Below are 22167 nucleotides of genomic sequence, written 5' to 3' on the forward strand. Positions count from 1 at the left end.
TCGATGGACAGCCGATTTGTATCTAAAAAATCGATCTTTTCGGTTTCCAACATTCTCAACCCTTCGACGGATAATGTCCTTTTAGAAAAAGACGTTCAAAAATCTGCATACGGATTGCCGGGAATTATGAAGTTCTCGGCGATAATGATCGCTTTGAAACCGGACCGGATTCAAACGATCACGAAAGTTTTAGCATCCCTTTCCCAGAATTACAGCTACGTTCGAAAGTCGTATCTTCCCATTCAAACCCTGAACTTCTTTGTTACGGGTGAAAAAACCCTCTATCAGTTTATAAAGGAATTTAGTTCGTCCGAACTCTCTTCTTCCGAATTGAGATTTGACGGAACGCTGGTAAACGATACGGACGTCGCGCAAGGGATTGATTTGACAGTGGATTCGGATCTTGACAAGATCCCTCAAAATATCGTTGAATTCAAAACCTTCGCGCCGGATTACAATTTTCTATTTTCTCCAAGATACAATACCGGAAGAACTATTTTTTCCGGACTTCGGAAATTCTATCACTGTAGTTTTACGGAACACTTAGATTCTAACATTGAGGTTCGGATTCCCGAACAATCTGAATACTTAGTCATCTTACCGTATGCTTCCAGTCCAACGCCTGTAAGCCTTTCTCAAACCTCTTCCAAAATTTCCGTTTCATCGATCATATCTCTGAATATTAGGGAAGAATAATGTCTTGGATAGAGTTCGAACCAAACAAATTTGAGAACGGTAACAGTTGGATTTTAGAACTCGACGCCGGTCATGGTTGGATTCTTTACCATGAAGAAATCGAAGATGAATTTCCAAATTCATTTCTTCCACTGAATGACTTATTCGGAAACCCGGGAACTTCCGTAATTACGGTCGATCCAGATACCGGAAAGATTCCGGTATCACTCATTCCATCCCTCGCAATCAGCGACGTTTTTGTCGTTTCGAGTGAGAGTTCGATGCTTTCTTTAAACGCACAACGCGGGGACATTGCAATCAGAACGGACCTTCCCGGTCCCGCTTTTTTTATCTTAGCCTTGGACGACTCAACCGCCCTTGTAAATTGGATTCAAATCACTTCGTCTTTTATTGATTGGGCGAGTATCCAAAATCTTCCCGATGAGTTTCCACCTTCCGAGCATGATCACAACGGAAGTTATTATACAAAACCCGAAATCGATTTAGCTCTTTCAGACAAAAGAGACGTGGGAAACATTCCGGCCTTGGAAGTAATTGAGGACGAAGATCATCGTTTTGTTTCCGATTTAGAAATCGCACTTTGGAACTCGTTCGAAAATCACGACCACAACGAAAGCTATTATACCAAACTGGAAATAGACGACATTGTTTTCGAGTTAGAATCGCAACTTCCGGACAGTCCGGGCGGCGGTCTTACAAACCCACTCGATCAAGATATAAATTTCGCGGTAGGGAATGGGGTTCAATACAACGGAAAGTATGCGGCTGGGTTCTTAGAAGACGGAACCCCTTACTTTAAAGAAACCTTTTTGAGATATGCGACAAACGGTTTTTCCGGTGAGTCCTTCGCTCACGGAATCCCCGGAAATATCGCTTCCAATTTCAAACTTCTTCGTGCTTCTGTTTCGTATTTAACCGAAGCCGGTGTCATGTTTGCCTTTGATATAACGAACAACTATCCGGCCAGAATTATTCAAGCGGGAGTAAATAACTTAAACGTATTCTATTTCACCGCAAACCCGATCGACGAACCGTTTTACTTTAGAATCGAAGTTGAATATATATAAGGAATTCATTATGAATCTTTCCAAAAATTTTACATTAGAACAACTCACTATCACGGAAACCGGATTAAAGAATTCGCCGGATGAAAACGCAATCGGGAACCTAAAAGTTCTCTGCGAAACGATTCTGGAACCTCTTTACGAAAACGTAAAACTTCCAATCAGCATTTCCTCGGGATACCGTTCCCCGGAGATCAATCGTAAAATCAAAGGTTCCCCAACGAGCCAACACACAAAAGGACAGGCGGTAGACTTTGGAATCAAAGGAATGAGCAAGTCTGAAATCTGCAAGAAGATCGTTGATTTGGATCTTCCGTTTCATCAGTTGATAAACGAAGGAACCACTTCGGGCGCGACCTGGGTTCACGTCTCGATCGCTCCCAAAGGAGTTAAACCAAAGAAAGAATTTCTAAATGCGTTCGGTGTTTCCGGAAAGATGAAATACCAAAGGGTTTCAATAGGATAAGAACGTGGAAACCGTATATATCGAAATTTTAAAATTCTTAAACGAGGGTTCTATCTTTAGAGTCCTTCTTGTTCTATTTTTTCTTTTTTCATTCTTACTCCTTGCGGGTGTGGGACTTCTTTGGTATAGAAATCCGGCTGTTATCGAAGAAGCCTTACGCACGCTTTCACTCAAAAAAACCTCGGAGAGAATAGGGGAGGAGGTCCAACCTACTCTAAACGCCTCTCTTAATTTAATCCGAGGACTTTTTTTTACGTCTGTTGACTTTCAATCTTCGGAGAAAGGTATCTCTTTAAAATTTCCCTCGTATATGAGAACGAGAACCGAAGACGGATTAAAAGACCTTTTAGAAAATATCATTTCGTCGGTAAGGGAACTTTCGATTGAATCTCGTTCTCTCGAACTCGATTTCACTAATACGCTTTTGGTAAACCCCTATTCTGCAAATTGTATTTTTGAGATTATCGAAGACGTTCAAGCAAACAACGGCGTTTATTTGGTCCTGGCTTTTAAAGGGAAACAATTAAAAGACTTCGAAATCGATGTGAGAAAACTTTTGTCTCGTTCTGATTCTAAATCCGTCAATGTAAGGAAACGAAGATGAAAAAGTTTTTATCATTCTTCCTTATCTTGTCCCTTCTCTCTTGTGCTTCGTATCAATCTAAAGTTGAAAAGAACAAGGCTGGCTTAGATAGAGTCGATCAAATCGTTTCCGATTCCGAAGACATTTCCGAAGAAGACAAAACGTTTGTGAAAGAGGTCATTAAAGAGAGTAAGAAACTTTTAGACAAAGGGGTTTCGGAGTCTCGTCTTGCGGACAAATGGAGAGACTACCTTTTTAACAAATGGCTGTATATCTCTCTTTTTGTCATGGGACTCATTGCGTTACTCGTTCTTAAATTTAAGTCCTTCTCTTTGTTTTCTTTGATTTCAAATTTTACTAAGGGAGGAAAGGAAGATGCCTAATCCCGGTGCGTTGAAAGTTCATCTTTTCCGTCTTAAAAATTGGAGTATCGAAAAAGAAAATACTCTCCTCGAAAAATTTGAAGCGTATGGCTTAAACGATCTTTGGCAGGGATTCGAAGTTCCGAATCATCCTGAAATCAAAGGTGTCTATATGGTCCCAGACGAGACCGAGCCAAAAACTCAAGTGTTGCGTCTTGTCGAGGAAGCCGTAACTTTGAATATGGAAGTTTTGGGTTCCTTTGATCCGTTTGAAGTTCCTCTTTCAATATTCGGAATTTCTAAACAAGGTGTTCCGATTTCCTATATCATCATCGGAATCGTTCTCTTGATCCTTTTCTTAGGAGTGTTAAAATAATGGCTGATCGTTACTATATTTATTATTCTTCCACCGGTTCGGGGGGAACCGTCGCCAAACCTTCCGGTTACTCCGGCTTTCTTCATAACCCGGACGCGAAAAGAATGTCCTTTTTGCTTCCGTCGGATAAGAGCAAAGCGCAAGAACAAATCGGGAAGTTTATCCAAGATTTCCAAAGATTGAATACTACAAAATTCAAAATTACGAATGCAGTTTCTCAACCCGTTTCCCAGCCAAAACCACCGGTCGTTACGGGTGGAAATGTGACACCGGGAACCGGCGGAATGGACCCTCCAAAGCCTCCTTCTCCGACAACTACGACCGGAACCGTTACTCCTGAGAAAAAAGAAGACAATACGCTCTTGTATGTTGGAATTGCAATCGTTGCCGTTATCGTAATCGCGAAGTTTGGCAAAAAGAAAAGGCGGTAAGTTTTGGCCTTCGATGGAATCTACAAACCTTCCGGTGACGTTAGGCACGTCATCGATTGGTCCGGTTATTCCGGGACGGTAAACATTCCCGAAACGCTGCGGCTTTTCTATGGATTCCTGGAAGAACCGGAGAAACGTAGAGTCTCTTTTATCGTTCAAACGGGGACCGTTTACCGAGAACAACTCTCCTTTACAATCTATTCCAAAGATCCGCAGATTTCTGAATTCAATCGAATTTTTTCTAAAGCAAATTCGCAGATACCGAATTTTTCAAACGCAGTTCGAACTTATGACTACGATACGAAGGGAACAAACATCCCGATCATTCCCGAACGTCTCAAACAAGAAGCGGAAGAACTTTTCAAGGACTTCAAAACGATCCTAATCGTTGGAGTCTCTGTCTTTATCGCTTGGAAGATCTTTGGAGACGACATTCTCGGAAAGAGAAAACGGTAACGTATGGCCGTCGTAAACTCTTTAGAAAAGGTCGATCCGAGACTTGTATCTTTCTTTCGGGATCTAAAAAAGAATCTTCCTTCCGTTTATGTTTACGAGTCTCGTCGTTCGGTCGCAAGACAAGCGAAACTTTACGCGGCTTGCAGAGCCGGAACCGGATCTTGTCCGGCGGCTCCTCCGGGTTCTTCCGCTCATCAATACGGGCGCGCGCTTGATATAAACGGATTCAGTGCAGAAAGGGACCGGAAACGGATCGAAGCGGTACTAGTAAATCACCCGGAAATTGAATGGGGACTTACCTGGAAGGCTTCCGATCCTCCGCACTTTCAAATCAGAAATTGGAGTAAAGGACTTTCTCTCAAAGAAAAAATCATCGATGGGGGTTATTGGGTATGGCTTGTAATTGCAGTTCTCATTCTAATTTATCTGAATCGTTAAGCGGTGAACTTGGTTTCTGGCCGTTCGATTGGTTGGAAGAAAAAGCAACCGAGTTTTGTATGAACAAAGCTTTTGAACAGTTGACTCCGGTTGTCTTGCTTATGATTTCGATTCTTTTGATTTTGATTCTCGGGGGTCGTTTAAAGTGGGCTTAACGATTTTTGTAAACACCTTCTCGTTGACCAATTCGTTCAATAGTGATTTCTTTTTTAATCTCGTCGATGTAAAAGATTATTCTATAATCTTTTTTTAATTTATACCGATATGCGCCCTTGAATTTTCCGGTAGTTGGCGTTATATTAAGATTGTTTAAACCATTTTTCTTCAAATCTTTAATGGCAACATCTACCATTTCTTTATCTGGCTTCGGAAAGTTCTTTGTTTCCTTATCTATAATATTTTCGTTGGCTATTGAAAAGGAATGTGTAGACAGAACAATATGCCTTTTTAAATTAAGCCGCGTTTAATCTTTTGAATAGAACTTCCCGTGTTTCAGGAATCGAAAGTAAATCAAGAGTTGCTTCGATCGATCTCATCTTCTCTACAATTTGAATTAAAAGCTCATAGTGTTTTTGTTCAAAATGAGAACCCGATTGCGATTGCAGGCGATCACGCATTTCAATTAGAATTCTTTCATATACTTCTAAAATGTTAATAAATCTATGATATTCACTATCGCATTGTTCAATAGTCATTAAATGCAACACATTAGCATAATTTTCGAGATTTTCTATGAGTCGCTTTTCTAATGAATAAAAATAGTCGATAAGAGTTTCTGTTATCGGAAATACTTTATCGAGCAATCGCAAAAATGGAATAAAGGGAAAAAGAAAGATTCGAAATGCTTTTGAGACTGGACTCGAAATTGTATTTTTACGAGTTTCCATTTCCACTACGAAAGGAACCAGTTTTAAAGTATTTGATTTTAAGACAGTGGCTGTTGACATTGGGATTTACCGAACTGACTGGTTTAAACCAGTCAAATCCTTGTACAGTATTAGTCGGCAGTGTTTGCAAAAATGCAAGTAAAAATACGACATTTTTGTCCTATCCTAAACCTTCAAGTATTCGCAATACGGTCCATTCTGCTCTAAATTTGGGACCATTTAGACGAAAGGCTGTTTCCTAACACAAGGTTCAACGATCTCTAATTAAGAAACCCGATCCGCGGACTCCGTTGAATTTATTCTAAGTATATTTTTCTATACTTTCGAGATTTTTGTATTGACTTTTCTGCTCAAAAATATAGAAAAATCTCATCCTTAGAAAGAGGGGGTGATACATGGAAATGGCGGCCGAAAAAACTCGAAACATTCACGTAAGTGAAGAATCCATTAGTCGACTTGTAGAAGCATTTAAAAAAGCGACTGGTGCTAAACCTGTTATAAAAGACATCGTCGAATCTGCAATTATCGAAAAAGCAGAATTCTACGATAAACGGTCGCTGGTTGCAAAAAACCGGTGATGAATATGAAAACTTCCGGTAATACGTATTTTTGTTTTACGATTTAATGAGACAAAATCTGGCTCATAATTTCAAGAGACATAAGATACATTATCGGAAGTCCCTCATTTCCTCGTTTAAAAGGTACTAAATTCTCAACGCCTTGTGCAAGCAGCTCCCTCATTAATCGACAAACTCCGAGAAAAATGCTTCCCCGATTGAATGTGTAAAAGATCCTGCTGTCCCATGCAAATTCTAAGAACACCGGATTCCGCTTTTGAAAATCTGCCCGGATACAATTTCAAACCCAACTATGTGGAAGTGCAAAATCTGAGAATGCATTATGTTGAAGAAGGAAACAGCAAAGGCGAAATCGTTCTTCTCCTCCACGGAGAACCGTCCTGGTCCTATCTCTATCGAAAGATGATTCCCCCGCTTGCAGCCGCGGGTTACCGAGTGATCGCTCCCGATCTCATCGGTTTCGGAAAATCCGACAAACCCGACGATCCGAATTTTTTCACCTACCAAACGCATATGGATTGGTTAAAGGAATTCGTGGAAAAACTGGATCTGAAAAAGATCACTCTGTTCTGTCAAGATTGGGGCGGACTTTTGGGACTTCGACTCGCGGCGGAAAATCAGGACCGCTTTTCCAGAATCGTGGCGGCCAACACGTTTTTACCGACGGGCGATATTCCACCCAAAGAGGACTTCTTAAAGTGGAGACACTTTTCGCAGAACGTGAAACGACTGGCCATCGGAACGATCGTAAAAAACGGTTGCGCCTCCGAACTCACGAAAGAAATCGTAGCGGCTTACGACGCTCCCTATCCCGACGAAACCTACAAGGCGGCTGCGCGGAAGTTTCCCGCGTTGGTTCCGATCACGCCGGACGATCCCGCATCTGCAGCGAATCGAAAGGCTTGGGAGATTCTAAAAACTTGGAGGAAACCCTTTCTCACCGCGTTCAGCGACAGCGATCCGATCACAAAGGGAGGCGATATCTTTTTTAGAAGGTTGATTCCCGGTGCGAAAGGACAAAAACACGTCACGATCGCCAACGGAGGACATTTTTTACAGGAGGACAAAGGGGAAGAATTGGCCGAAGTCGTAAAAACCTTTATCTCGGCCAATCCTTAAGATAAATTGAATATTACGATTTTGGAAAATTCTCCAGAAGCTCTTTGTTTTTGAGTTTTTGATCCTTGAGCATCTGATAATTCTCGGCCTTGATCGCTTTGAAGTTTTGGATGATCTTCATCTTTTCCTTCATGAATTCCTTTAAGGGTTCGAGAAGAAGCTCCTTGCCGTTCCAAGAGGCTTGTTCTCCCGTTTTCAAATCCAATTCCCCACCCGAGGAAGAATTGACGGCAACTTCACCTTCATTCACGAAAACTCCGTCGGGTATGTCCGAATCTTCGTTGCGGGGAGCCTTGTTCTTCTCTTCGCTGATGACGAACTGAGTTCCTCGAACGCCTGCGGTATAGGATGTGGAGCTAACCTGAAGATCTTCCTTCTTATTCGATTTTTGAACGTTGGCGAAAAGTTTTCCGGAAACCAAAGTCACTTTGGCCGTGTTTTTAGAGTTATCGGACAAGAGTTCCGCGATTTCGATTTTCGTAAACGGCGCCAAACGGATCACGGCGTTCGCGCCTAACTGAAGATCGGCCTTTCCGTCTCCTGTTTCGACCTTTGCGGTTTTGGTAAGAACCGTGTTCTTTTTCAGCGCTTCCGTTTTACCGCTTTGAGAATACTGAACTTTTCCCGTGACGAATAAAGCGATCGCAACTTCTTCGTCGGCCGATAGGACTTGAGGGACAAGGAAAAGGATAGAAAGAAAAAAGAAAACCTTACGAATCATACCGGAGAAATTTACACGGGTTCTTGAAAAAATCCACAATAAATTTCCCGGTTTGAAAGATCGGTTCTCGCAAAGATCAAACTTCTTTCTATATCCGAGCTCCCTTACGTCGACGTTTCAATCGTAAGACGATCGGGCGTAAGGGAGCTCGGGAGAAATTCAGCCTTTGCCGTTGTTGATTCTTCTTTCGATGACTTGATTGAGAAGATCGGCGAGTTCTTGAAACTCGTCGCCTTTGCGGATCTTGATCTTCTTAACGGGTTCTTCGCCCGCCGCCATTTTTTTGAGATGGTTTTTGATATTGTAAACCGGTCCGGCCATTTTGTGAGAATAGATCACCGTAAAGATCGCGGTCATTCCGAGAAACAAACCGGATAAAAGAAGAATTCCGTTCACCTGAATCGTAAACATGTCCAGTCTGTGATCGTAATCCGGCAGAAAGATTTCGCGTTCCACGAACTTTTCCTTTTCCACTCCGTTCTGATCTTCGAATCCCTTTTGATACACCTTGACCGGATCGTTTCTCAAACGGAAAACGACTCCCTTATCGAACTTCGTGTAGTTCAGCCAATAGAGAAATCCCACGGTTAAGAGTAAGCCGAAAACGATCAGCAGAGAATAATTCAATAAAAACTTGAGTTGGAAGTCCCGGTCGATAATGTAATTGCTGAAAATTCTTTTTTTACCGGGGTCGTTCTGTGTCATGCAAGGTCCTCGGGACTAAATTTCCCGATTTACCGGCCGACTGTCAAAGAGAATTTGATTTTAGTGGAGTTGAATCACTTCGGAGACGGACGCCCTCTCGATCGTGATTTCTTTTTCCAAAGTCTGAACATACATCGCGTTCTCATCCATGTCGACGATCACGCCTTCGATCGATTTCCCATCGACCAAAACGATACGTTCCATTCTTTGAAACTCCGTTAGGAGTTCTTGTTTGCTCGCGTACGCCCGGTTTTTATCGCGAGGAATCGCATCGATGGGAAGTTTTTCGAACTCCGTTCCGAGACGTTCCTTTTCCGCGTCGTTCAAACGGCTACGAACAAAACCTTTTTGATTTACGAAAATTCCCTGATTCGGTTCAAGAACCTGTTCGCCTTCCGGCGCGGTATTCTTGGATTCTTCTCGAGCGCTGATCGCTACGCGCCCTTCGAGAACCCGAACCCGAGTCCCTTCTCCCGGAACGTTTTGAAAGCTGAAGCTGGTTCCCCGGACTTCGGCGCTTACGTTCTCGGAACGAACGATGAATTCCTCTTTTTTAAGATTCTTATGAATGTGTGCGAGCAGTTCGCCTTTTTCCAGATCGATTCCTATCTTATAATGTGTGGAAAGATCGATCAAACGGAACGAAACTTCCGAGTCGGGCAGAATTCTCACCGCGATTCCATCGGAAACTTTCAGATTCAGAATCGCACCGGGAGCGGTAACGACCCTTTGTCCTTCCTGAATTCGAACACCGGGTTTCAAAAGAATTTTATCCTTCGGATCGGAAGAAGTCAAATACGCTTCCCCTTCCACCTGGGAAATTTCCACACCGCCTTTTTCGGAACCGACGGGAGACTTATCTTTTAGAATAGAATAATATCCTAATGTAACCGCGAACAAAAAGATCGCCGCGGCGGAAAGCCCAATTACGAGCTTATTCTTTGCGAAATCGGGAAAAGATAGAACGTTGTTTTTGCGGGTCGCCGTAATTTCGTTCCCCGCATTCGAGCGATCCAAGAAAGAATCATCGGATTTTTCGGAAAGTGCGCGGGCATAGAGGGACTCGAAGTCTCTTCCTTGGGGCGAATATTCAACCCAGGAATTGCTTAAGCCTTTGGCCAGCCATTCCACAGAAGGACTCAAATCGTTCCGCTTCCCATCGAGCAGAATTTCTTTAATCTTCTCTTCCCTTTCCATTCCCGATTCTTCCATTTTTATCGATACTCTTAATCAGGGTTTCAAATTCTTCTTTTCCGCGATTTCGGTCACCTTCGCAGTCGCCTTTACGATCAAACGAGAAGCGGTCGAAACCGAAATATCCATAATTTCCGCAATGGTCGTCAGATTGTAATCTTCCATAAACCGAAGAATCAAAGCATACTTCTCGTCCTCTTCCAGTTCATCCAAGCAGACGAGAAGACGTTCTTCCAAATCCTTGAGTTCTGTCTTTCTGACGAAAGAAAGCTTTTTCTCCTGAAAGTCCTGCATCTCCGGATTTCCACTTTCCTTTACCGTGGAAAATTTCCGAGAGTGATTGATGGACCGATTTCTGGCGATCGTGTAAAGTAAACGGATCGCCTGTTCCCGATCTATATCCGTGTCCGCATACTTCCTAAAAAAATTCAGGAAAGTGTCCTGCATGAGGTCCATCGCGACTTCAGGATTCCCGGAGCTGTATTTATAGAGGAAATCAAAGATCTTTCCACTGTACTCTCGATAGAGAGCATCCATAAAATCTTTCCGGGAGGTCATTGGAACTAAGTTGAAGAGTGAGAACCCGATTTCAAGTAAATTCCTTTGCCGCTCCTGCCTTCTATCCTGAGTTAACAGAACGATTCCGGTTTTTTTTCAGATCCGAGGTTTTTTTTGAAGGTTCTCGAAGATTATTTCTTTTGGTTCAAATTCCAATCGTAATCCAAATATTCGATTTCCGAATTGGCCGGAATCGGGGCAAGTCCCGAATTGGAATTGAAGAAGTTCACGAGATTTCCGGATTTGCGCGTAAAATCCTCCTGGAACCACTGAAAGATTTTCGAAAGATACAGTACGTTTTTTGTCGCATTGTATCGATTGTAGTTTGGGTTCGAAAGAAATCGTTTTGCCGCGTTTGAAAGTTGGCTTTCCAGCTTAGAAGGTTGAAATGCCTCTTCGAAAAGCGGCGGACATCCTTTGGAAGCGCAGTTGATCGCGAAATGAATTCTCGGTTCTTGAAACTCCTTTCTGAGTTTTTGATGTTCGATCCAATCCAAATTCTTTTTAGATCCTAACAAAGAGAAGAATTCCATTTTCCACGGTCCCGTCAAAAGTCCTCCGAGTTCCTTGATGCTTTTCAGAGGATAATGATCCAGGATCAGCCGGATCGTGAACGCGTTGTACGCGTTGATCAGAAAGCTCAGTTTTTCCGCTTGGCTAAAGGAAGAATATTCGGTTTCCGAAACGGAACTCAACGTTTGCAGGTAAGAATCCAGAGCCGCGCGGTTGTTTTTCCAAGATGCATAATCGACGGAACCTTCTTTGACATACTTTTTGAGTTCGGCGTTAAAAGAACCGTGTTTATGATCAAAGGCCGACAGGCCTGCGCGGCCGGTAAAGCCCGAACCGATCCAAACGAGAAGGATCAAAACGATCGTGGTCGTTGTAGACAATGACAATCGATTTTGGCTACGGGTTCGGCGGGTCCGTCCTCGTTTGTTTTCCGATGCGAAATCGTTCGATGGATCGCGTTTGTCGGTTTGGTGCAGCCATCGGAGATATTTTAGAATTTTAAAATATACTAGTATACATGCGTCTTTCATGAAGTCGACTTGTTCCTTTGTATTCGTATGGGTTTCGTGCGATAGTGATACTGTGTAATCTTGATATGATTTACAGTGAATTGCAATGATTTCTTTTCGGAATAGTCATGCAGACATGCGTAAACCGCCCCAAAGACGGCCGGTCCCATTCTCCCTATTTAAGATTTGAATGTGTGCGTATTCGCGTTTGGTTGGAATTAGTTATCTTCGAAGATTTTTCGAGAAAAATAATTCCGATAGTCCAAATCCTGTGCGTAAATCGGGTTTGGTTCGAATTGAAATTCGCGAGTAATCGTGTTGGAGTTGAAATCGAGGGTCAAAATATTCCTGTAAACATCGTGAAAGGTGGGAGTTCCCACAGAAACTGTTTCCACAATAGAATTCCCGACTCCGATCTCATCCAACCAAAGCAGATAATTCACTAAAAAACAGCGGGACACTCCGTGAGACGCCGCAAACGAAGCGAGAATGGAAACAATTCCCGTTCCCATTCTAATATTCATCCGAATCAAAGGACCTTGATCTTTCTGATACATCGTCTTTCCCGGCTTAGAATTCAAACGCGGCATCGCAACGATATACTTTGCATATCTGCGGATCAGCGTCGGAATCCGTTTCGGCAAATTCTTCCGATCTTTCTCATTCAATCCAGTCCAATAACGTTCGGGAATCAAAAACGTTTCCACGCTTGATTCTCCGTCGACGATCCAACGTTTTCGAACTTTTTGAGTTTCAGCCAAGATGATATTTCCCATATAGGCAAACGGTTCTTTCGAACGAAAACCGAGACCGCCTCAACAAGAAAAATCACATTTTCTACTTCCAAAATGGGCCCCTTTTTTCGATAAAAAACTTAGGCGCTTCTTCATCGAAATCGACTTCAAAAATTTCGGCGGCGGGATTCCAACCAAACCAAAATGATCCTACAAATTCGAAGCCTTCTTTTATCGATTTTCCTTTGGGGAGAAGTGATTCTGTTATTCGGATCGTTTCACGGAACCGGGACAGGAACTCACTCGTCTCTATTTTCTCAAGAAAAACCGAAACAACAGGAACAAGCCGAAACCAAACCGCTCCTCCGCGTGTTTCCTTCGTTTCGAAAGGAAGAATGCGACTGGGCGATTCGTTGGGATATTTGTATGAGTTGCCTAAAGATCGGGAGAAGATACGCGCAGAAGATTCACTTTTATCCTTCGGGACCGTATCGGGAACACGGTTGCTATTCGGACGAAGAAGGTTTTTTTCTGATGGATGAATAGCGCAAGAATGAAAACGCAAACCCTGTTTCTACGATCGCTCGGTTGCGGACGAAAGAAGTCGACCCGTTGGAAACGACCGAAAACGAAGCTGCGGCTCGAAACAAGCCTGACCTAAGCATGCGATTTTTTTGAAAACTGTCGTTGAAAGGATAAATTGGAGCAAACGCCCAAGGGAAATGAAAGCGAACTTGGGTAAGTTCAGCACCCCGCGATCCCTAAGGTCCGCGAGGCGAGAAGTAGGAAAAATCTTATTTCTTACAAGCCTGGATTGCAGGAATGCTTTTTGCAGACTTAAGACAAGTGAGGTCGAATTTTCCGGACATACATTCTTTTTGTAATACAGGAACCAAAGTCGCTTTCATAGTAGCGATGTTTGCAGTATCGTCCGCTTTTTGTCCAGCAGTCAGATTGGTTAACATTTCTTCAACGATAGGAGCGCATTCTTCCGCTGAATGTTTTGGTCCGCCGCACATTACAGTTAATGAAAGAACTGCAAGAGCGCTTAGGGAAATCATGAGAACTTTTTTCATCTAATCTTCCTCTTTTGAGTATTGGGAACCACTTTAACCCGATCTTGTTCCCTGAAAAGTGATTTTTTGGACGGGAGAATAGTTATTCCGTAGTGTTGAATTCCCTTTTCTCCCTTAAATTTTAATATTTTGGCGCGGGAATCATATTGATACGTACCCGCGTTGACCAAAACTTCGAACCCGTTTTTATAATGAATCTCGGGGAGAAAGATTTCGGTTTCCGGAAATAAATCCCCTTCCTGCCGAAACGAATACTTGAACAGGGATCGTTCCATATCGAAGGTCAATGCAATCGGCAATCCTTTCGTTCGAATCGGATACGGACGGCTGAAAGCGCGCACCGCCCTTCCGCCGTTTTCATCGTAAGAAGTCGGAGTGTCCATCGAATAGATCGAAAGATCCTCCTCGTTCCAACGATCCCCCAAACTATGAGTGTGATCGGGCGTATAATTCCACAACGCAAGATGCACGAAATTTTTTTCCACGGCCTTCATCACCCGATCGAGCGCCTTTTCCAAAACTCCGTAGTCCTTTTTGAGATAGGCCGCGCGCTGATTCAAATCCATCGGGATTCCGGTTTCCCCGATCACGGTCGGACAGTTGCCCATGTGCCGTTCGGACATTTCGCGGATCATTCGGATCGTCTCTTCGTAGGCCTTATCTATATTTTCTTTTCCGAATATAGGTTTTTGTTTAAATACGTGTACCCCGAACCAAGGATAATAGCGTTTTAGCATCAGCACGGAAATATCGTACCAATGCGTCGCGTTCACGATCGAACCGTGATTCTTTTTCGGAGTTTCCTTCCATTCGAGTTCGAGTCGGGACGGATCGCTTTCGATGAAGATATGAAATCGGCTTTCCACCTTCTGCACGCGTTCCTTGAATTTTTTGATGAACGGCTGCATAAAGTCGGAATAGAATTCGTATTTTCTTCCGTTCTTTTTGTAAAAATATTCGGGACGAAGCATCATCGGCGCTCCGTTCGGATCGTAGTCCCAAACGCCGTGATTTCTCCAGATACACTGATGTCCGCGCTTCCAAAGAGGAACGCCGCCGTTGTTCAAACGGACCTTCCCCCAAGGTAAACTCCAAAACCCGAGCATATACGCTTGTTCCGCCGAAACCGCGCGTCCTTCGGAAAGATACATTTCCTTAAACGGAGAAGTTTTGATCACTTTGCCGAATCCGAATCCGTCGAATTCTCCGAGATTCTTTTTCCCGATCCAACCGGGAGACGGTTCGTTTAACGAGTCGAAGCCGACCACGTTTTTATACTTCTTGAGTTTGCGTACGATTTTGAGTACGGATTCGATATAATGATCCTGCAAAAAGTCCTGCGCGTTTTTTCCGCCGATCTTCGTATCGGGCGCGAATTCTCTTCCCCCGAAAAACAGTGTGAACATCGTGGCGCACGCGTATTTTTGATAGTTGAGAGGCCAGGACATTCTTCGGTAATTTCTTCCCTGATGATGATGTACGATCGCGGTTTCCGAATCGCGGATCTTGGAAATGTCCATCCCCAGTTCTTCCAAGGTCCAACCGGGCGCACCGTCTCCTCCCGTAAATCGGGACCAAACGTCCTGATGCGGATCGATAAACAGATACAATCCTTTTTGCGCCGCGAGCGCGACCATTCGTTCCACGTAATCGATGTATTCCGTGTCGTATTTTCCGGGACCTTTGTGTTCGATCCCTTCCCAGGTTATGAGAAACCGTAAAAAGTTGAATCCCCATTTGCGCAGACGATCGAAGTGTTCCCCCGCCTGATCCTCTTCGAGAGGTCTTCCCACAAACGAAACGTTTCTATGATTGAAGAAAGTTAAGGTCTGATCGAAGTGCGTGGTTCCGTCCGGTTTGGACGGAAGTTTTGCCGAACCGGAAAGATTCACCCCTCTCAGTTGATAGATCGCGCCGTCTTTTCCGGTGAAATGTCCGTTCTTAACGAATAATTCTTCCATAATATTCTAATATTCTCCGAATTGAATTCTCGCGTCCTCGTAGCCGCGGCTGATCAGATAATCCGCCTGCACCTGCGAGAAGTTCAAAATACTTCCGAATCCGAGCGAGGTTCTCGGTCCGATCGTTCTGATCTTTAAATCCGGTTTGTTCGCGCTGGGTATGGATAAGAGAGAGGAAAGTCTCGACTTCTTCCGCTTCCGCGTTTTCTTTTCAAAGTTCAAATTGGACATCACGGTTTGATACGAACCGATGAGTGAAAGTTCGAAGACTCGCTCCAAACCTTCCCGTCTCGTTTTCGGCAAACCCATATCGATTCCCCCGACCGGCGACAAAAGAACTACGACGATGTCCGTCGCGCCCCGCTCGACCGCGGGAAGAATCGGAGTATTAGCCATAACGCCTCCGTCCCAATGCGGTTTCCCGTCGACGTATTGCCAAGGAAAGAACATCGGAATCGCGGAAGATGCCATTACGTGTTCGATGTCGATTTCCTTGTTTCTAAAAAATACGAGCTCCGCGGTGAGAATATTGACCGCTGTGATGATGACTTCCACGGGGTTCTTCCGCAGTTTGCGGAAGTCGAGATGAGAATACAAAAGATTTTTAAGGGGTGTCGTATCGGTTAAGGGGGAATAGCTTTTGACGAAGATGTCGACGAGATCGTTCCAGATCGAATAACGCATCACCTTCTTCGCTTCGATGGACTTCCACAACTTTGTGATCTCCATCGCGTTCATCCCGCAACCCATGGCGGTAGCGGTAATCGCTCCTACGGAAGTACCGCAGATGATATCCGGTTTGAATTGGATTTCTTCCAAATATCGGAGAACGCCCGCTTGGTAAGCGCCTCTGGCTCCGCCTCCGGACAAGATAAGGGCACGTTTCATTCTACCTGAATCTCAAAGGGTTGGAAAAAAGTGAAGAATTTTCGGTTTGTCGGAAGGAACTCAAGGAGAAAGATTTTTTCGAAAGAGGGAAACCTCCTGAGCGACTGCAACGTTTCGTCGACATCCATCTGTCGAGATCGGAAGCTCGAGAATGACCAGTTCTCGAAACTCAGAAAGGTCAGCGGTCTGATTGGATTGCAATGCCCCGACTACGGCTGTATTGCAAGTGAAACCCGGGCTATTGCTCAGCCACCTCACCGGTCAATTGTTTACAACAACTATCATTCACTAGACCACCTCCTTTTCGTGTGGCCGCAGAATATTCTGTCTCATTAAAATGTCAAGAACAGAGCGAATTTTTTGAGAATTTTCTTTCCTAAACGAAACGCCGCGGTTCACGCCGCCTCGAACGGCGCCAAACCGACGATCAAAAAGGCTTCTTACGAAACGGCTTTCACTCTGGAAATCAATATCATCGCGATCACGTTAAACCCCATTGCGAGAAAACCGGCCACCTCGTAGTTTTGATACGGAGAAGTCGGAGTCGCCGCGACCAAAATGCTTCCCCCGATCGTAGCCCCGAGTCCCGAAGCCAGGTTTTGCAAGGCGGAGATCACGGTCATAAAACGTCCCCGGTCCTTCGGTTCGGTCGTGGATGTAATCAAAGCCAAGGCGGGAATCCATCTTCCCGATACGATCACCATGAAGGCCGTGGTCAGCGTTACGACGGTCACAAGATCGGCCTTTCCGAGATTGGTCATGATAAAGATCGGAATAAAGGATAACGGAACCAGAATATAGAATACCTTGTGTTTTCCGATCTTGTCGGAAGCGATCCCTATCAATCTCGAAGAAAAAAAGGTAACAAGCCCGCCGAAGAAATAAATCCAAGAGATACTTTCTTTAGGAATCCCCACGTTGTGTTCCATATAAGGCGCGATAAACGGAATGACGGTAAAACCGCCGAGAATCACGAACATGATGAGCATATACGAAGCCATATATCGTTTGTATGTGAGAATCCGTACGAAGTTTTGAACCGGATTTTCGCCCGCGGATTGAAACGGAGGAATGCTCGGAAGATGATAATACATCAGAACCAAAATCGGAAGGCTCAATAAAACGATTCCCGCAAAGGACATGTTCCATCCGTAAAACTCGGCGACTTTCAGTCCCAACGGAATCCCGACCACCGAAGAAACGGAAAACGCTCCCATGATCGCACCGGTTGCCCTTCCCCTTCTTTCCATCGCGATCACGTCTCCTACGATCGCAAAGATGACGGAACTCAAAATTCCTCCGAACGCTCCGGAAAGAATTCTCGCCGATAAAAGAAGAATGTACGAATCCGCAACGGCACAGAATGCGGTGCCTACGATAAAACCGGTATATAAGAAAATTGCGGCGGACTTTCGGTTGAAACGATCGATAAAAAGCGCGCCTACGATTCCCGCCGCGAACGCGCTGTACGTATATGCGGAAATCAGAAAGGAGAATTCTCTAGGATTGATATGAAACGCTTCTTGAAAGTAGCTCCCGAGAGGCATCATGATTACGAAGTCGAGAATGTGAGTGAATTGAACGGCCGCTAATACGAAGATCAGCATCGGTTCGGATTTTACATGAATGTTGCGAGAAGGATGCGAAGACATAGATATTGGATAGCATGAGAAATGTCAGTTTCCTGTAGATAGAAAAACGGGAAAAATGGATTGAACGACTGGAATTCCCGCATAAGAATCCTCACAAAAAAGGAAATTCCACCGTATGAAAGTTAAATTTATTTCCGCAAATTCGGCTCTTTCCACCGTCAAAGCGGGTCAACGGGTTTTCGTTCACAGCGTGGCTGCGGTCCCAACTCTTCTGATCGAAGCGTTGACCGCACGGGCGGACGAGTTGTCTAACGTGGAAATGATTCACCTTCATACCGAAGGCGACGCTCCTTATGCAAAACCGGGAATGGAAGGAAAATTCTTCACGAACGCTTTGTTCGTGGCGGCCAATATGCGTAAGGCCGTTGAGGAAGGAAGGGCCGATTATATTCCGATTTTCTTAAGCGAATGTCCTTCCTTATTTCGAAACGGAATTCTCCCTTTGGACGTAGCTTTGGTTCAGGTTTCGCCTCCCGATAAACACGGCTATTGTTCTCTCGGAGTTTCGGTGGACATCAGCAAGGCCGCCGTGGAAACCGCAAAGGTGGTGATCGCGCAAGTCAACGAAAACATGCCCCGCACGCACGGAGACGGAATCATCCACGTGGACAGAATTCATTCTTTGGTGGAAGGACATCAAACGTTGTACGAACACGTTTCCGAAACGCCGTCCGAAGTGGAACTTGCGATCGGAAAAAACGTGGCTTCTCTTGTGGAAGACGGAGCCACGCTGCAGATGGGAATCGGAGCGATCCCCAATGCCGTCCTAACGTGTCTAACGTCACACAAAGATCTGGGAATTCATACGGAGATGTTTTCGGACGGAGTGATGGAACTCGTTCAAAAAGGAATCATCACCGGAATCCATAAAAAGAAACATCCCGGAAAAATCGTTTCCGGCTTCGTGATGGGAACCCGCAAACTCTACGACTTCATCGACGACAATCCCCAAGTCGCGATGCTCGACATCGGCTACATCAACGATCCGCACGTGATCCGAAAAAATCCGAAAGTCACCGCCATCAATTCCGCGGTGGAAGTGGATCTGACCGGACAAGTCTGCGCGGACACGATCGGCACACGACAATATTCCGGAGTCGGAGGTCAGATGGACTTTATCCGAGGCGCGTCCCTTTCGGAACGAGGCAAACCCATCATCGCATTACCCTCTTCCACTTCCAAGGGAGAATCCAGAATCGTTCCGATGTTGAAACCCGGCGCCGACGTGGTCACAACGCGCGCGCACGTTCACTATATCGTGACCGAATACGGAATCGCGAATTTGTATGCGAAGAATCTACGACAAAGGGCGAAGGCCTTAATCGAGATCGCGCATCCGAATCACAGAGAAAGACTCGAACGAGAAGCTCGGGAACGATTTCGAGTTCTTTGAAGAATTTCCGACGGAAGGATCGGCCGACGGTTTCTCGGTCGGCGGCAGAATTTCCATCGTCGACCGTTCGGTCGCAGTTCGAACGCACAAGAAACCATCCCTGTTGTAATCGAATTTTATCTTTTATACGAAAGAATCGCATCGGAATCGTTTGACGAAAACGTCGTTTTTCGTCAGATTGTTTTTGAAACGACTATCCGATGAAATTTGAAAGGGATAAAGTCTATGAAGGAATTTTTCTTTCGGACGTTCACTACCTTCTCAATAAAAAAATAAAATCCCACAAACACAAAGAACTCTTTCAGTTCCTCGATCATCTTGAAAAAAAGAACGTCCGCTTTCAAACGATCTATCTCGTGGGCGACATCATCGAAAATTGGTTTTTCAGCGCCTCTCGCAAACTCCGCCGCAGTAAAAAGAAATTCAACAAACTCTTCGACAGACTCGATTCTTTATCGGCGCGGGGCGGCGACAAAATCTACATCGTAGGAAATCACGACTCGACTTCGTATCTGATGAGCCTTCCTCCCAAGATCGAAAAGTATCTGAAGGAAAGGGATTGGCACGTCTGCGAAAAAACAGAAAACGAAACGCTGATCGCGGTTCACGGCCATCAGGGACAATACAACCGGTTCACCTGGATCGGATCGATCTTTCTATTACGTTTTTTGCATGCGATTGCCGTGTTGATTCCGAACCTTTTCCGATATTCGGAAGCTTTCTATCAAAAACATCTGAACAGACAGGATCCGAGTACGACCGAGGAAATTCTGCGGTATTACGAACGCCTATCCAGAATCACGCACCAAGGAGATCGTCTTTTGATTTCGGGTCACACGCACGATTTTCTCTGCATTCCTCATTTAAGAATCATCAACACGGGGGATTGGGTGAAAAGCAACAGCTTCGTATTACAAGACGGATCTCATTTTATCGGAGCCAAGATGAACAAACGGGGAGAATTCTCCAAAGAATTCGTTTACAAACACAAGGAAGATTCCTCCGTTTAGTAAAAATATTTCTTGCTTAACCTTTTCAAAAGGTGCAGAATTGCCGGATGCAAATTCCAGGTTATTCTACGATCTTGCAGTTCATTTCGGAAAATCCTTGGTCTTCTTTTTTTTACGCGTTGGGAACATACACTCTCATCGCGCTCATTCACGACATCGTTCAAAGAAGACACTCAATCAAACATAACTTTCCGCTTGTGGGAAGAATCCGATATCTATTTGAAACGATCGGACCTGAACTAAGGCAATACTGGGTCGCGAACGACAAAGAAGAAATGCCGTTCAATCGCGCGGAACGTTCCTGGGTTTATGCGACGGCAAAAAAACAAAACAACAACTTCGGATTCGGAACGACCGAACTTTTATACGAAGCGGGTTATCCGATCATCAAACACAGCGCGTTTCCGTTCCCCGAATCCAAGGTAAAACATTTAAAGAACGATACTTCGATGATCCCTTGTCTGAAGGTGATCGGAGAATTTCATAACCGCAAAAAACCGTTTCGTCCCCCTTCCGTAGTGAACATTTCCGCAATGTCCTACGGTTCTCTCGGGAAGAACGCGGTCTCCGCTTTGAACAAAGGCGCGATGATGGCGCATTGTTATCAGAATACGGGAGAAGGCGGGATCAGCCCCTATCACCAGTTAGGCGGCGATATCGTTTGGCAGATCGGAACCGGTTACTTCGGCGCAAGAGACGCGAACGGAAATTTTTCCTTGGATCTTTTCGGACAAAAGATCCAGGAAAACCCCCAAATCAGAATGATCGAAATCAAACTTTCGCAAGGCGCAAAACCGGGCAAAGGAGGAATTCTCCCCGGAAAAAAAGTCACGAAACAAATCGCTGCGATTCGAGGAGTTCCGGCGGGACAGGATTGTGTTTCGCCTAACGCGCATTCCGAATTCGGAACGGTGAGCGAATTGATCGACTTTATCGAACGGCTTCATTCCGCGAGCGGACTTCCGGTGGGAATCAAAAGCGCGATCGGAGAAATCCATTTTTGGAACGAACTCGCGGAACGGATGAAACAAACCAACAAAGGACCCGATTTCATCACGATCGACGGCGGAGAAGGAGGAACCGGTGCGGCTCCCCTCGCCTTTGCAGATCACGTTTCTCTTCCGTTCAAGGTAGGATTCGCGCGAGTTTATCAGATCTTTCAAAAGGAAAAACTCTCCGAAAGAATGGCCTGGATCGGAAGCGGTAAATTAGGATTTCCTGATAGAGCCATCGTCGCCTTCGCGATGGGATGCGATCTTATCAACGTCGCACGGGAAGCGATGATGTCCATCGGCTGCATTCAAGCGCAGCGTTGTCATACGGATCATTGTCCCGCTGGAGTCGCTACGCAAAACCGCTGGCTGCAGGCCGGACTCGATATAGATCTCAAAGCGGAACGGAACGCGAATTACATCAAAGGACTCCGCAGAGAAGTTTTGTCCGTTACGCACGCGGCGGGTTACGAACATCCTCTTCAGTTCCGAGGAAGCGATATCGAGATCAGTGCAGGACTCAATATCTTCAAGACGTTGGAAACCATTCTCGGTTACGAACGAGATCACGTTCATTTTACGAAGATGCTCGATTATACCGATCACACGTATTTGGAAGAATACATGCAGGGAGTCAGCAAAGTGGAACACCCGAATCACGCAACGAACAATCATCCGAAGTAACACATCATTCGCGTCAAAGCGATTCAACGTTCAATGGGTTACGGCTCGCTTCCTGAAAGCCGACCTAAAGGAAGGCTTTCGCTGAGTTCTGTCGCAATTGCAAGCTCAGAAATTGCCTCCT

At 44.8% G+C, this 22167-nt stretch carries 28 protein-coding genes; 16 read left to right on the forward strand and 12 right to left on the reverse strand.

The window, feature by feature from the left end:
- The first annotated feature begins 3 nt into the window (after positions 1-3).
- Genes DLM76_RS17210 through DLM76_RS21960 form a run of 10 tightly spaced genes read left to right on the forward strand, consistent with a single transcriptional unit; the run spans position 4 to position 5027 of the window.
- Positions 4-696, forward strand: coding sequence for a hypothetical protein (locus tag DLM76_RS17210; RefSeq protein WP_118965964.1), 693 nt, complete (start codon positions 4-6; stop codon positions 694-696).
- Positions 696-1763, forward strand: a complete 1068-nt coding sequence (locus DLM76_RS17215; RefSeq protein WP_118965965.1) for a hypothetical protein — start codon at positions 696-698, stop codon at positions 1761-1763. The genes DLM76_RS17210 and DLM76_RS17215 overlap by 1 nt, the downstream gene beginning before the upstream one ends.
- 10 nt (positions 1764-1773) lie before the next feature.
- Positions 1774-2226, forward strand: a complete 453-nt coding sequence (locus DLM76_RS17220) for a D-Ala-D-Ala carboxypeptidase family metallohydrolase (RefSeq protein WP_118965966.1) — start codon at positions 1774-1776, stop codon at positions 2224-2226.
- A gap of 4 nt (positions 2227-2230) precedes the next feature.
- On the forward strand, positions 2231-2830 hold the full coding sequence (locus tag DLM76_RS21955) for a hypothetical protein (protein WP_118965967.1): 600 nt from the start codon (positions 2231-2233) through the stop codon (positions 2828-2830).
- Positions 2827-3192: a hypothetical protein gene (locus tag DLM76_RS17230; protein WP_118965968.1), complete on the forward strand. Its 366-nt coding sequence runs from the start codon at positions 2827-2829 to the stop codon at positions 3190-3192. The genes DLM76_RS21955 and DLM76_RS17230 overlap by 4 nt, the downstream gene beginning before the upstream one ends.
- A complete protein-coding gene (locus tag DLM76_RS17235; protein ID WP_118965969.1) occupies positions 3185-3547 on the forward strand; it encodes a hypothetical protein in 363 nt (120 codons plus the stop codon). Before DLM76_RS17230 ends, DLM76_RS17235 begins: the two co-directional genes overlap by 8 nt.
- On the forward strand, positions 3547-3978 hold the full coding sequence (locus DLM76_RS17240; RefSeq protein WP_118965970.1) for a hypothetical protein: 432 nt from the start codon (positions 3547-3549) through the stop codon (positions 3976-3978). Before DLM76_RS17235 ends, DLM76_RS17240 begins: the two co-directional genes overlap by 1 nt.
- Before the next feature lie 3 nt (positions 3979-3981).
- Positions 3982-4434 (forward strand): hypothetical protein, encoded by a 453-nt coding sequence (locus DLM76_RS17245; protein WP_118965971.1) that lies wholly within the window; start codon positions 3982-3984, stop codon positions 4432-4434.
- A gap of 3 nt (positions 4435-4437) precedes the next feature.
- Entirely contained in the window at positions 4438-4872 is a 435-nt protein-coding gene (locus DLM76_RS17250; protein WP_118965972.1) for a M15 family metallopeptidase, read from the forward strand.
- On the forward strand, positions 4827-5027 hold the full coding sequence (locus DLM76_RS21960) for a hypothetical protein (RefSeq protein ID WP_118966087.1): 201 nt from the start codon (positions 4827-4829) through the stop codon (positions 5025-5027). The genes DLM76_RS17250 and DLM76_RS21960 overlap by 46 nt, the downstream gene beginning before the upstream one ends.
- Here the strand turns inward: DLM76_RS21960 and DLM76_RS22180 are convergent.
- Both DLM76_RS22180 and DLM76_RS17265 read right to left on the reverse strand, forming a co-directional pair.
- Positions 5024-5311: a type II toxin-antitoxin system RelE family toxin gene (locus DLM76_RS22180; RefSeq protein ID WP_429946434.1), complete on the reverse strand. Its 288-nt coding sequence runs from the start codon at positions 5309-5311 to the stop codon at positions 5024-5026. The two genes, DLM76_RS21960 and DLM76_RS22180, sit on opposite strands and share 4 nt — an antisense overlap.
- Positions 5312-5324: 13 nt before the next feature.
- The gene (locus tag DLM76_RS17265) at positions 5325-5819 is read right to left on the reverse strand and encodes a hypothetical protein (RefSeq protein ID WP_118965974.1); all 495 of its coding nucleotides are present in this window, start codon (positions 5817-5819) and stop codon (positions 5325-5327) included.
- Positions 5820-6154: 335 nt separating this feature from the next.
- On the opposite strand from DLM76_RS17265, the gene DLM76_RS17270 reads away from it, so the two are divergent.
- Both DLM76_RS17270 and DLM76_RS17275 read left to right on the forward strand, forming a co-directional pair.
- Positions 6155-6337, forward strand: coding sequence for a globin family protein (locus DLM76_RS17270; protein ID WP_082293457.1), 183 nt, complete (start codon positions 6155-6157; stop codon positions 6335-6337).
- Positions 6338-6562: 225 nt separating this feature from the next.
- Positions 6563-7456 carry a haloalkane dehalogenase gene (locus DLM76_RS17275; protein ID WP_118965975.1) on the forward strand — a complete coding sequence of 298 codons (894 nt, stop codon included), beginning with the start codon at positions 6563-6565 and terminating at the stop codon, positions 7454-7456.
- Positions 7457-7469: 13 nt separating this feature from the next.
- Here DLM76_RS17275 and DLM76_RS17280 read toward each other — a convergent pair whose 3' ends face one another.
- The 6 genes from DLM76_RS17280 to DLM76_RS17305 form a co-directional block, all read right to left on the reverse strand.
- Positions 7470-8177 (reverse strand): FecR family protein, encoded by a 708-nt coding sequence (locus tag DLM76_RS17280; RefSeq protein WP_118966088.1) that lies wholly within the window; start codon positions 8175-8177, stop codon positions 7470-7472.
- A 159-nt stretch (positions 8178-8336) separates the two neighbouring features.
- Positions 8337-8882: a HAMP domain-containing protein gene (locus tag DLM76_RS17285; RefSeq protein ID WP_118957068.1), complete on the reverse strand. Its 546-nt coding sequence runs from the start codon at positions 8880-8882 to the stop codon at positions 8337-8339.
- Between the two features lie 60 nt (positions 8883-8942).
- Positions 8943-10094 (reverse strand): FecR family protein, encoded by a 1152-nt coding sequence (locus tag DLM76_RS17290; RefSeq protein ID WP_118965976.1) that lies wholly within the window; start codon positions 10092-10094, stop codon positions 8943-8945.
- 18 nt (positions 10095-10112) lie between these two features.
- Entirely contained in the window at positions 10113-10613 is a 501-nt protein-coding gene (locus DLM76_RS17295) for an RNA polymerase sigma factor (protein ID WP_167450790.1), read from the reverse strand.
- 152 nt (positions 10614-10765) lie between these two features.
- Complete coding sequence (locus DLM76_RS17300; protein WP_241548280.1) at positions 10766-11527, reverse strand: DUF547 domain-containing protein; 762 nt, start codon at positions 11525-11527, stop codon at positions 10766-10768.
- Positions 11528-11874: 347 nt separating this feature from the next.
- Entirely contained in the window at positions 11875-12432 is a 558-nt protein-coding gene (locus tag DLM76_RS17305) for a DUF1564 domain-containing protein (protein WP_118965979.1), read from the reverse strand.
- Between the two features lie 162 nt (positions 12433-12594).
- Here DLM76_RS17305 and DLM76_RS17310 point away from each other — a divergent pair, with 162 nt between their 5' ends.
- Complete coding sequence (locus tag DLM76_RS17310; RefSeq protein WP_404820667.1) at positions 12595-12936, forward strand: hypothetical protein; 342 nt, start codon at positions 12595-12597, stop codon at positions 12934-12936.
- Positions 12937-13184: 248 nt separating this feature from the next.
- On the opposite strand, the gene DLM76_RS17315 is transcribed toward DLM76_RS17310, so the two are convergent.
- The 4 genes from DLM76_RS17315 to DLM76_RS17335 all read right to left on the reverse strand — a co-directional run bounded on the left by DLM76_RS17315 (position 13185) and on the right by DLM76_RS17335 (position 17967).
- On the reverse strand, positions 13185-13466 hold the full coding sequence (locus DLM76_RS17315; protein ID WP_100764322.1) for a TIGR04454 family lipoprotein: 282 nt from the start codon (positions 13464-13466) through the stop codon (positions 13185-13187).
- Positions 13463-15427, reverse strand: coding sequence for a glycoside hydrolase family 5 protein (locus tag DLM76_RS17320; protein WP_118965980.1), 1965 nt, complete (start codon positions 15425-15427; stop codon positions 13463-13465). Before DLM76_RS17320 ends, DLM76_RS17315 begins: the two co-directional genes overlap by 4 nt.
- Positions 15428-15433: 6 nt before the next feature.
- Entirely contained in the window at positions 15434-16315 is an 882-nt protein-coding gene (locus DLM76_RS17325) for a patatin-like phospholipase family protein (protein ID WP_118957062.1), read from the reverse strand.
- Between the two features lie 440 nt (positions 16316-16755).
- A complete protein-coding gene (locus DLM76_RS17335) occupies positions 16756-17967 on the reverse strand; it encodes an MFS transporter (protein ID WP_118965981.1) in 1212 nt (403 codons plus the stop codon).
- Between the two features lie 115 nt (positions 17968-18082).
- On the opposite strand from DLM76_RS17335, the gene DLM76_RS17340 reads away from it, so the two are divergent.
- From DLM76_RS17340 to DLM76_RS17350, 3 genes are all read left to right on the forward strand, one after another.
- Positions 18083-19360: an acetyl-CoA hydrolase/transferase family protein gene (locus DLM76_RS17340; protein ID WP_118957060.1), complete on the forward strand. Its 1278-nt coding sequence runs from the start codon at positions 18083-18085 to the stop codon at positions 19358-19360.
- A 200-nt stretch (positions 19361-19560) separates the two neighbouring features.
- Positions 19561-20370: a UDP-2,3-diacylglucosamine diphosphatase gene (locus DLM76_RS17345; protein WP_118965982.1), complete on the forward strand. Its 810-nt coding sequence runs from the start codon at positions 19561-19563 to the stop codon at positions 20368-20370.
- A 47-nt stretch (positions 20371-20417) separates the two neighbouring features.
- Entirely contained in the window at positions 20418-22046 is a 1629-nt protein-coding gene (locus DLM76_RS17350) for an FMN-binding glutamate synthase family protein (RefSeq protein ID WP_118965983.1), read from the forward strand.
- The last annotated feature ends 121 nt before the right edge of the window (positions 22047-22167 follow it).

This window comes from Leptospira yasudae (genome assembly GCF_003545925.1).
Lineage (GTDB): Bacteria > Spirochaetota > Leptospiria > Leptospirales > Leptospiraceae > Leptospira > Leptospira yasudae.